The 9,080-nt window shown below is 71.2% G+C and carries 11 protein-coding genes; 7 read left to right on the forward strand and 4 right to left on the reverse strand.

The genetic code is table 11. The features are described 5' to 3' along the window. Both N864_RS15665 and N864_RS15670 read right to left on the reverse strand, forming a co-directional pair. On the reverse strand, positions 1 to 251 hold a 251-nt coding region (locus tag N864_RS15665), incomplete at its 3' end, for a hypothetical protein (RefSeq protein ID WP_034718837.1). Continuing rightward, positions 248 to 1,255 (reverse strand): ABC transporter ATP-binding protein, encoded by a 1,008-nt coding sequence (locus N864_RS15670; protein WP_051518672.1) that lies wholly within the window; start codon positions 1,253 to 1,255, stop codon positions 248 to 250. The genes N864_RS15665 and N864_RS15670, both read right to left, overlap by 4 nt. A 67-nt stretch (positions 1,256 to 1,322) precedes the next feature. On the opposite strand from N864_RS15670, the gene N864_RS15675 reads away from it, so the two are divergent. Both N864_RS15675 and N864_RS15680 read left to right on the forward strand, forming a co-directional pair. After that, positions 1,323 to 1,979 (forward strand): TetR/AcrR family transcriptional regulator, encoded by a 657-nt coding sequence (locus N864_RS15675; protein WP_034718840.1) that lies wholly within the window; start codon positions 1,323 to 1,325, stop codon positions 1,977 to 1,979. Between the two features lie 58 nt (positions 1,980 to 2,037). Next, on the forward strand, positions 2,038 to 2,640 hold the full coding sequence (locus N864_RS15680) for a hypothetical protein (protein ID WP_155892971.1): 603 nt from the start codon (positions 2,038 to 2,040) through the stop codon (positions 2,638 to 2,640). Here N864_RS15680 and N864_RS15685 read toward each other — a convergent pair. Continuing rightward, positions 2,614 to 3,090 (reverse strand): heavy metal-responsive transcriptional regulator, encoded by a 477-nt coding sequence (locus tag N864_RS15685; protein ID WP_081793940.1) that lies wholly within the window; start codon positions 3,088 to 3,090, stop codon positions 2,614 to 2,616. The genes N864_RS15680 and N864_RS15685 overlap by 27 nt on opposite strands. 118 nt (positions 3,091 to 3,208) lie before the next feature. On the opposite strand from N864_RS15685, the gene N864_RS15690 reads away from it, so the two are divergent. The 5 genes from N864_RS15690 to N864_RS15710 all read left to right on the forward strand — a co-directional run bounded on the left by N864_RS15690 (position 3,209) and on the right by N864_RS15710 (position 8,688). Further along, the gene (locus N864_RS15690; protein ID WP_034718845.1) at positions 3,209 to 3,919 is read left to right on the forward strand and encodes an ankyrin repeat domain-containing protein; all 711 of its coding nucleotides are present in this window, start codon (positions 3,209 to 3,211) and stop codon (positions 3,917 to 3,919) included. Between the two features lie 728 nt (positions 3,920 to 4,647). Continuing rightward, positions 4,648 to 6,213: an MFS transporter gene (locus tag N864_RS15695; protein ID WP_240474356.1), complete on the forward strand. Its 1,566-nt coding sequence runs from the start codon at positions 4,648 to 4,650 to the stop codon at positions 6,211 to 6,213. Next, the gene (gene menE, locus N864_RS15700; protein ID WP_034718848.1) at positions 6,210 to 7,379 is read left to right on the forward strand and encodes an o-succinylbenzoate--CoA ligase; all 1,170 of its coding nucleotides are present in this window, start codon (positions 6,210 to 6,212) and stop codon (positions 7,377 to 7,379) included. Before N864_RS15695 ends, menE begins: the two co-directional genes overlap by 4 nt. Before the next feature lie 57 nt (positions 7,380 to 7,436). Then, entirely contained in the window at positions 7,437 to 7,703 is a 267-nt protein-coding gene (locus tag N864_RS15705; RefSeq protein WP_051518673.1) for a PLDc N-terminal domain-containing protein, read from the forward strand. Between the two features lie 103 nt (positions 7,704 to 7,806). Next, positions 7,807 to 8,688 carry a 1,4-dihydroxy-2-naphthoate polyprenyltransferase gene (locus N864_RS15710; RefSeq protein ID WP_034718850.1) on the forward strand — a complete coding sequence of 294 codons (882 nt, stop codon included), beginning with the start codon at positions 7,807 to 7,809 and terminating at the stop codon, positions 8,686 to 8,688. Between the two features lie 147 nt (positions 8,689 to 8,835). On the opposite strand, the gene N864_RS15715 is transcribed toward N864_RS15710, so the two are convergent. Then, a partial coding sequence (locus N864_RS15715; protein WP_034718852.1) for a DUF4229 domain-containing protein occupies positions 8,836 to 9,080 on the reverse strand: 245 nt, incomplete at its 5' end.

Genomic DNA, 9,080 nt, shown 5'->3' on the forward strand with positions numbered 1-9,080 from the left:
GCCTGGGCGAGGGTGACCGCAAGCAGGGCGGGCATGGTGAGGGTCATCAGGTCGGTGATGACGTGGCCGCCCCCGATGAAGAGATTGATACCGAGGTAGGTCATCAGGTTCAGTCCGGTGGCGACCGCGATCATGCCCTTGCGGCGACCGGCCAACCGCAGACCCTTGGTGATCTCGTTGGCCAACAGCCGCAGCTGTCCTGCTCCGCTGACCGCGGTGCCGCGGGTGGTATCGGCCATCGTGACGCTCATGATCGGACCTGGCCGGCGACGCGCGCGGGTCCCGCGTCCTTCTGCAGCACCCGGAGGAAGACCTCCTCCAGGGTTGGTTGAGCCTTCGCCACCGAGACCAGATGGGCGTCGGTGGCCCGGATCCGGTCGAGCACTGGGTAGGGATCGGTGGTCTGTGTGGGCAGCAGCACCCGGGTCAGGTCGGCCTCGGTAGAGAAGGACGCGCCGTCGGGCAGCGCGACCCCGAGACCGTCGATCGCACCGGCCAGCCGGATCTCCCAGCGGTCCTCGGCGTACTTCTTGAGCAGCTCACCGGTGGGCAGGTCGGCGATGATCTCTCCGTCCCGGATCACCGCGATCCGGTCGGAGAGCTCCTGGGCCACGTCGTGGAGCTGGTGGGTGGTCAGCAGGATCGTCTTGTGCTCATCGCGGGCGAGGTGGGCGACCCAGTCCTTGAACGTGCGCGCGGACTCCACGTCGAGACCCAGCGTCGGCTCATCGAGCAGCAGGATCGGCGGGTCGGTGATCAACGCGGTCGCAACAGCGACCTTCTGCTGCATACCGCGCGAGTACGATCCGACCTGCTCGTGGCGCCGTCCCCACAGGTCGAGGTCGCGGAGCAGCCGCTCGGCCCGCGGCCGGGTCTCGGCGGTGCGCAGCCCCTTGAGCCGGCCGAAGTAGAGCAGGTTCTCCCACGCCGACAGCGGCCAGTAGACGTTGCGCGATCCTTCGAGCACGGCGCCGATCTGCAGCACCGCCCGACTGCGCTCGGTGGCCAGATCCCAGCCGCCGATCCGGACCGTGCCGGCGGTCGGTGTCACCAGTCCGCAGATCATCTTGATCAGCGTGGTCTTGCCGGCGCCGTTCGGGCCGAGGAGGCCCAGCACCTGTCCCCATGGCAAGGACAGGGTGCTCGACCGGACCGCGACACGCGCGGTGTCGCCGTGGCCATAGGTCTTCCCCAGCTCGGTCAGCTCGATCGCCGCGGTGCTGTCGTGGTGGTTCATGGTCGTCGTCGATCCCATCCTCGTCTCCTTATGCCGTAAGAGCCGCTCCCTCGACACGGTAGAACTTACGACGTAAGATTTCAAGGTGACCACTGCAACGGCTTCCCGCACCGGGCGTCGAACCTCGCTCAGCCGGGAGCGGATCGTGCAACGCGCCCTGGGTTTGATCGACGAGAACGGGCTCGATGCCCTCAGCATGCACAAGCTGGGCGCCGCCCTCGATGTGAAGGGGATGTCGCTCTACCACCATGTCGCCAATAAGCGCGACCTGCTCGACGGTGTCGTCGAGGCGGTCTGGGAGGAGATCGAGGCCGCCGCGCCCGTGCTGCCCGACTGGCGCGCGGGTCTCCGATCGGTCGCGAACGCGGTGCGCAATACGGTGCGCCGCCACCCGAGGGCGGCGACACTGATCTTCAGCCAGCAGCTGATGCCCGAGCCCGCGCTGCGCGTGGTGCGCACCCACGTGGCGGCCCTGGTGGCGGCGGGCTTCGCCGAGCAGCGCGCCTATGACCTGCTGCGCACCATCTGGTCCTACGCATTCGGGTCGGCGTTCGCCGAGATCACCTGGGACACCGCCGACCCGGGCTGCGCGGTCGACGTACGCCAGATGCTGCGCCCCGGGACTCCCGAGGACCTCGCCGCGGTCGCCGAGGTCTTCTGCGGCCAGTCAGACGCCGACGCCCAGTTCGAGCTGGGCCTGGACCTGATGCTCCGCGGTCTGGACGACCCCACGCCTGACTAGGGCCTGATGGAAGCCGGGCCTTGACTCGGTACCTCGGTGCAGGGTGCACGGTGGGTACATGAGGACGAACGACGCGACAAGGAACCTGACCGTGGAGGAGTGCTGCGCCCCGACCGGATCGATCGCCGAGCCGGCGGCGAGGTGGCGCGGCGGCAGAACGATCGGCCCGTGGGGAACAGCTGTGCGCGCGATCGCTGGGATCGGGGCGATCGTGGCAGGAGTCGCGGTGCCGCACGAGCATCCGCTGCTCGACCTGCCGGGCGCGAGCTCGAACCTGATCGGCGTCCTTGTGGGGCTGGTCGGGATGCCGCTGTTCCTGACTGTGGCGGTCCGGTCCCGCGGGCGCGACGCTCCAGTGCTCCGGCTCGGCCACGGCGCGGCCTGCATCATCACCCTGTTGACCTTCGGTGTCGCGCAGTTCTACCCCGTCGCGGTGTTCGTGACGATTGGTGCCCCCCTGGTGCTGCTGGCCGCCGTCGGCCAAAATGGCTGCGAGCTGCTCGCCGTTCCCAATCTCGTACTCCGGCGCAACGACTACCTGTTCTGCCTGCCGTTCAGCCCGATCGATGCCTGGGAACACCGTCGCCGAGCCCTGCTACAGGACTCATCGGACGGGCATACGGGTAAGTCGAACTCACCGACCGCCGTCCTCCGCGGATGAGGACGCCTCGCCCGCACAGGAACACGTGTCGTGGCCCGGCGGGATGCTGGTCGGGTCGATCGACGCGACCGCCTCCACCATCAACCGACACAACCGGCCAGGGCCGGGCCCGTGGCAGACCGCACCCATGGCGGCGAGACACTCGCGCATCCGACCCAGCTCGGCGATCCTCCGGTCCAGGTCGGCCAGCCGCGCGGCAGTGACGGCGCGCGCCTCCGCGCAGCTGGCGGCGCCACCGTCCGCCAGTCGCAACAGATCCTCGACATCGGTCAACGAGTACCCGAGATCCTGAGCGTGCCTGACGAACCGCACCAGATTCACTGCCCACGCCGGATAATCGCGGAACCCGCCAGAGGTACGCTCCGGCTCCGGCAGGATCCCTCGCCGCTCGTAGTACCGCAGGGTCTGCGGATTCACCCCGGCGCGCTTCGCGACCTCGCCCGACCACATGCACCTAGCATCACCCTGTATCCGAGTACAGAGTCAAGACCGAGCCGGTGCTGCCGCTCCGATGACACGAGCACCCTAGGATCGGCACGAATCGTCTGTTCGTCAGGTCAAGGACGCCATGCCCTCGAACGATGACTACCTGCACACCATTCGCGCGATCCGTGCCGGCGATATTGCCGTCCTGGAGTCTCTGCTCCAAGCCAACCCCGAGATCGCGAGCTCACGGCTCGGCGGTCTCGCCGGGGGTCGCACGCCGCTGCACGTCGCGACGGACTGGCCGGGCTTCTTCCCCAACGCTCCACGCGTCGTGGGCCTGCTGATCGACGCCGGGGCCGAGGTTGACGTGCGTGGCGAGGACGGGAGCGGTGAGACACCGCTTCACTGGACCGCGAGCAGCGACGACCAGGCCGTGGCCCGGGTCCTGATCGATGCCGGCGCCGACATCGAAGCGCCCGCCGGCTCGATCGGCACGCCGTTGGACAACGCGGTCGGTTACGGCTGCTGGAACGTTGCCCGCCTCCTGGTCGAGCGCGGTGCGCGGGTCGACGAGCCGTGGCACGCGGCCGCGCTCGGTCTCCTTGATCGGCTCGACGAACTGGTCACCGATTCCTCGGTGACCCAGGCCGCGCTCGACCAAGCCTTCTGGCACGCGTGCGCGGGTGGACAAAGACGCGCGGCCGAGATGCTCCGTGATCTCGGCGCCGACCTCGACTTCACTCCCGACTATGGACACGGCACCGTCCTTGACATCGCCTCTGGCCCAGGCACCCAGCGCAGCAACCTGATCGAGTGGCTCGAACAGCTCGGCGTACGCCGTGCAGAGGCCTAGGAATCGGGTCTCGACTGCGGACGTCTGTGGTGGTTGAGCGCATTGAGACCGCGGCTTCAGCCGAGTTTGCTGGCTCGGCGCATGCCGTCGGGGTCGAGGATGCTGATCTCGCCGCGGCCGACGGCCGCCGCCCGGCTGGGCGGCGACGCCCTCCTCCTCGGTCTTGCCGCCGCACTGGCCTGACGTCGGAAAATCGCGTTGAACCGTTCTATTGCGTTCCAGCTCTTCGTGCGACGCCCCCCTCGACGGATCGAGGGGGACCCACTCCCGCCCCATCTTCACCTGCTGCCAGCCGCGCTCCCTCCGGAGAAGCAGGTGGCTCTCACACTGTGCCTGCTCGACGGCCTGACGGTCGTCGACATCCCGCACGCCTTCCCGATGCCCGAGACGCCAATCGGACCGGAGGCACACTTCGCGCGTCGCCCACGCGCCTGTGGCAAAAATGTGGCAGGGCGGCCAGTCACGACCGGCCGGACTCAACGACTTCCAGCACGTTCGCGCAGGTCAGCCTCACAATGCCGACAACCACCAAGGTCGGCCGCTGAGCGTGCCGCGCTTCCCCTGGTACTTCTAGGCCGCTTTCCGGGCCCTTCCACGCCCCTTTCCGTATGCCGCTGAGCTGAGTCCCAGCGGGCCGTTGCGTTCCCGTGGCGTGCCGTTCACCGAGAAGGCGCGCCTCTCGGCCGGGACGTGGATCCGCCGTCGGCGGGAGAGGGCAAGATGAACAGGTGACCTCCCACAGCGACTCCCCGAGCACCGGTTCCAGCCGGCCGCGGGTCGAGCCGACCGAGGAGATCAACGTCCCCCCGGGCGGGCGCCCCGCCGACTACCGCCAGCCGCTGCGGACCACGGCCGCCAACGGGGCGAGGGCGGTCGGTCGGGGCGTGGGCCGCGCCACCGTCGGGACGGCCCGGCTCACCGCGCGCGCCGGCCGGTTCACCGCCCGGACCTACCACTCCTACACGCACTCGGGCGGCGCCGGCGACTCCGGCCTCGCACGGGTCACGGAGCTGCACGCCACCCACAGCGCCGGCGACGCGGCGATGATGCTGGCCCTGGCCGGCACGGTCTTCCTCAACCCGCAGACGGTCCAGGCCCGCGACCAGGTCGCCTGGTTCCTGCTGCTGACGATGGTCCCGTTCACCCTCGTCGCACCGTTCCTCGGCCCGGCCCTCGACCGCGTGCCGCACGGTCGGCGGTGGGCCCTCGGCACGACCATGGCCGTGCGCGGGTTCCTGTGCTGGGTCATGGCCGAGGCCATCGTCGGTCACAGCAACTGGCTCTTCCCGGCCGCCCTCGCCTACCTGGTCGCCTCGAAGGCCTACACCGTCGTGCGTGCCGCGGCGGTCCCCCGCGTCCTGCCCCCGGGCACCTCGCTCGTCAAGGCGAACTCGAAGGTCTCGGTCGCCGGCATCATCGGCGGCACCCTCGGCGGCGCGCTCGGCGGCGCCCTGATGCTCGCCGGTGCCTCGTGGGCGCTGCGAGCCGCCTTCGTCGTCTTCGTCGTCGGCACGGTCCAGGCCATCCGGCTGCCGGCGCGCATCGACAGCTCCGAGGGCGAGCGCGCACCGGAGGACACCGCGCCGATCCCGCTCGAGCCCGCCGAGCGGCCCACGGACACCGTGCGGGACGGCCGCACCGAGAACGACGTGCTCGTCGTCGACTCGCTCGGGCTGTGGGGCCGCGCGCGTCGTCGGCTGCTGGCCATCCCGTGGCCGGTGCGGCACGCGATGTGGAGCACCGGCGGCACGCGGCTACTGACCGGCTTCCTCATCCTCTTCATGGCGTTCCTGGCCAAGGAGCACCCCCTCGACGGGATGCGGGCCGAGCTCGTCCTCGGTCTCGTCGGCGTCGGCATCGGGGTCGGCAACGCCCTCGGCAGCGTGCTCGGCAACGTCCTGCGCGACCACCGACCCGAGCGCGTGGCGATGATCGCGCTGCTCGTCGCCACGGTGGCCTGCGCCGCGACGGGCGTGTGGTACGGCCTGCTCCTCATCGTCGTCATCGGCCTCGTCCAGGGGCTCACCTCCCAGCTCGCCAAGCTCTGCCTCGACGCCCTCGTCCAGCGCGAGGTCGCCGAGTCGGTCCGCACCTCCGTCTTCGGCTGGTCCGAGACGATGCTCCAGATGCTCTGGGTCGTCGGCGGCGCGCTCGGCATCGTCCTGCCGCTCAACCCCCACGTCGGCTTCTCCGTCGCGGCCGCCGCCCTGCTCGGCTGCGTCGTCCTGGCCGCCCGGTCCCGACGGGCCGGCCGCCCCGCCCGCACCCGCCCGATCCCGAAGGCTGCCTCGTGACGCTCACCGCCCTGCCCGTGCCCGCCGGCCCGGACGTCCTGTCGATCCTGCCCGCCCTCGAGGACGCGCTGGCCGGGCGCGGCGCGGTCCTGCCGTATGCCGCTGACGGGCCTCCCCCGGTCGTCGCACCGCACGGCGCGGCGGAGCTCCCGGAGCGCCTCGCGGTGGCCATCGGCACCTCGGGCTCGACGGGCCGCCCGAAGCACGCCCTGCTCACCGCCGACAACCTCGCTGCGTCCGCGGACGCGACGCACAGCGTCCTGGGCGGTGTGGGCTCGTGGCTGCTCACCATGCCCGCCCACCACATCGCCGGGCTCCAGGTGCTCGTCCGGTCGCTCCGGGCCGGCACGACTCCGCTCGTGCTCGACAGCCGCGACGGCTTCACGGCGGCCGGCTTCGCCCGGGCGGGCGCGAGACTGCGCCAGAGCGGCGCCGGCCGCCGCTACACCGCCCTCGTGCCGACGCAGCTGGGGCGGCTGCTCGCCGACCAGGACGGGCTCGAGGCGCTGCTCAGCTTCGACGGCGTACTCGTCGGCGGCTCCGCCACTCCCCACGCCATGCAGCAGGAGGCCCTCGACGCCGGCGTCGCCCTCCGGCTCACCTACGGCATGAGCGAGACGGCCGGCGGCTGTGTCTACGACGGCGTGCCCCTGCCCGTCACCCGGATCCACGTCGACAACGACCGGCACGTCGTCCTCGGCGGCGCCACGGTCGCCGCGGGCTATCTCGGCGAGCCGGAGCTCACCGCCGACGTCTTCGTGGTGGACCCGGAAGGTGTCCGGTGGTTCCGCACCGACGACCTCGGCCACTTCGACGAGAGCGAACGGCTCGTCATCGACGGACGCGCCGACGACGTCATCAACACCGGCGGCCTGAAGATCACCCCGGGCGTCGTCGAGGATGCGATCGCGCGGCACGTGCCCGGGGTGCTCGACGCGGTCGTCATCGGCGTGCCGGACGTGGAGTGGGGCGAGACGGTCTGCGCGGCAGTGACGCTCATCGACCCGAGCGGGCGCGTGACCGCGGCCGACGTGCGCGAGCAGCTGCGCGGCATACTCCCCGACCCGGCCCTGCCCCGCCGGGTGGTCACGCTGCCCGCCATCCCGCAGCGGGGACCGGGCAAGCCGGACCGGGCCGCGATCCGGCTCGCCCTGCAGAGCGGCTGAGGCGCCCGCCGACGCGGGTGGCAAAATGGGGGGACCGTCTCGTCGAAGGAGTGCCCCGTGGCTCGCGTCCTGTTCACCGCAGCCGTGGTCTTCGCGACGATCTACGCGTTTGTGGACTGCCTGCAGACCAACGGCCGGCTCCTGCGGGTGCTGCCCAAGGCCGTCTGGCTCCTCGTCGTGCTCGTCCCCGTCCTGGGCCCGATGCTGTGGTTCATCTCCGGCCGCACCGACTCGCGAGGCGGGCAGCCGCCCGTCGGCCGCGGTCGGCGGCCCTCGGGCCCCCGCGGGCCTGACGACGACCCCGAGTTCCTGCGCCGGCTCTGACCGGTTTCGGCGCTGCGCCGCGCGGCCAGTGCGCTGCGCCACCGCCCACCCCGACGTCCCCGTCCATCGGGCCCCCACGGCCCTGTCAGCTCGCGAAGGACCCATGGCCACCCTCTCCCAGTGGATCGAAGGCGCCCGCCCGCGCACCCTGCCCGCTGCAATCGCCCCGATCCTGGTCGGCACCGCGGCGGCGTACCAGACGGGCAACGTCGTGTGGGGCTATGCGCTCCTCGCGCTCGTCATCGCCCTCGCGCTCCAGGTGGGCGTGAACTTCGCCAACGACTACTCCGACGGCATCCGCGGCACCGACGAGACGAGGGTCGGCCCGGTCCGGCTCGTCGGGCAGCGGCTCGCGGCGCCGTCGAGCGTGAAGTTCGCCGCGTTCGCCTGCTTCTTCTTCGCGGCCCTCTGCGGTCTGGCCCTCATCGCGCTGTCCGGACTGTGGATCATGATCCCGATCGGTGTCCTCGCGATCCTCGCTGCCTGGTACTACACGGGCGGCTCGCACCCGTACGGCTACATGGGGCTCGGCGAGGTGTTCGCCTTCGTCTTCTTCGGGCTCGTCGCGACGCTGGGCACCATGGCGACGATGACCCCGCTGACCCCGGCCGCGTGGTGGGGCGCGATCGGCGTCGGCTCGGTCACCTCGGCGATCCTCGTCGCCAACAACCTGCGCGACATCCCGACCGACCGGGTCACCGGCAAGCGGACCCTGGCCGTGCGGATGGGCGACCGCGGGACCCGCGTCTTCTACCTCGCCCTCATTGCGGTCGCGTTCGTCATGACGGCGCTGGCCGCGGCGACGACGCCGTGGGTGCTGCTCGCGCTGCTCTCGGCCCCGGTCATGGTCCGGCCGGTCCGCGCCATCGTCGGCGGCGCCCACGGCCGCGAGCTCATCCCCGCCCTGGCCGGCACCGGCGTCTTCGAGCTGGCCTGGGCGCTGCTCTTCTCCGTCGGCCTCGCGCTCGGCCACCACGTCGGCTGACGACACGCCCGCGATCCCCGCAACACACCGAGAAGCCGTCACCGAACCCCGGTTGTACCGATGCGGACTTGGCGACTGCTCGGTGTGTCGCGGGAGGTGGGCGCCCGGTGCCAGCGGTGGGAACGGCTGAGCGCGATCGCCGAGTGCTCAGGCGCGCTCGTCGCGGGGCTCGCCCGTCTGCGCCGCCTCAGCCTCCGCGTCCTCGTCGAGCTCGTCCGCCGACGGGTGCTGGCGTGCGGCGACCTTGGCCTCGTGCCGGGCCATCAGCTTGGCCGTCATCTCGTCACGCAGGCCGCGCAGCAGCACGTACGAGGTGATCGACGAGGCGAGTGCGGCCAGGACGATGAGCACGATCGGGCTGTTTCGCAGGCCGACGAGCCAGAAGAGCAGGG

The organism is Intrasporangium chromatireducens Q5-1 (assembly GCF_000576575.1).
Lineage (GTDB): Bacteria > Actinomycetota > Actinomycetes > Actinomycetales > Dermatophilaceae > Intrasporangium_A > Intrasporangium_A chromatireducens.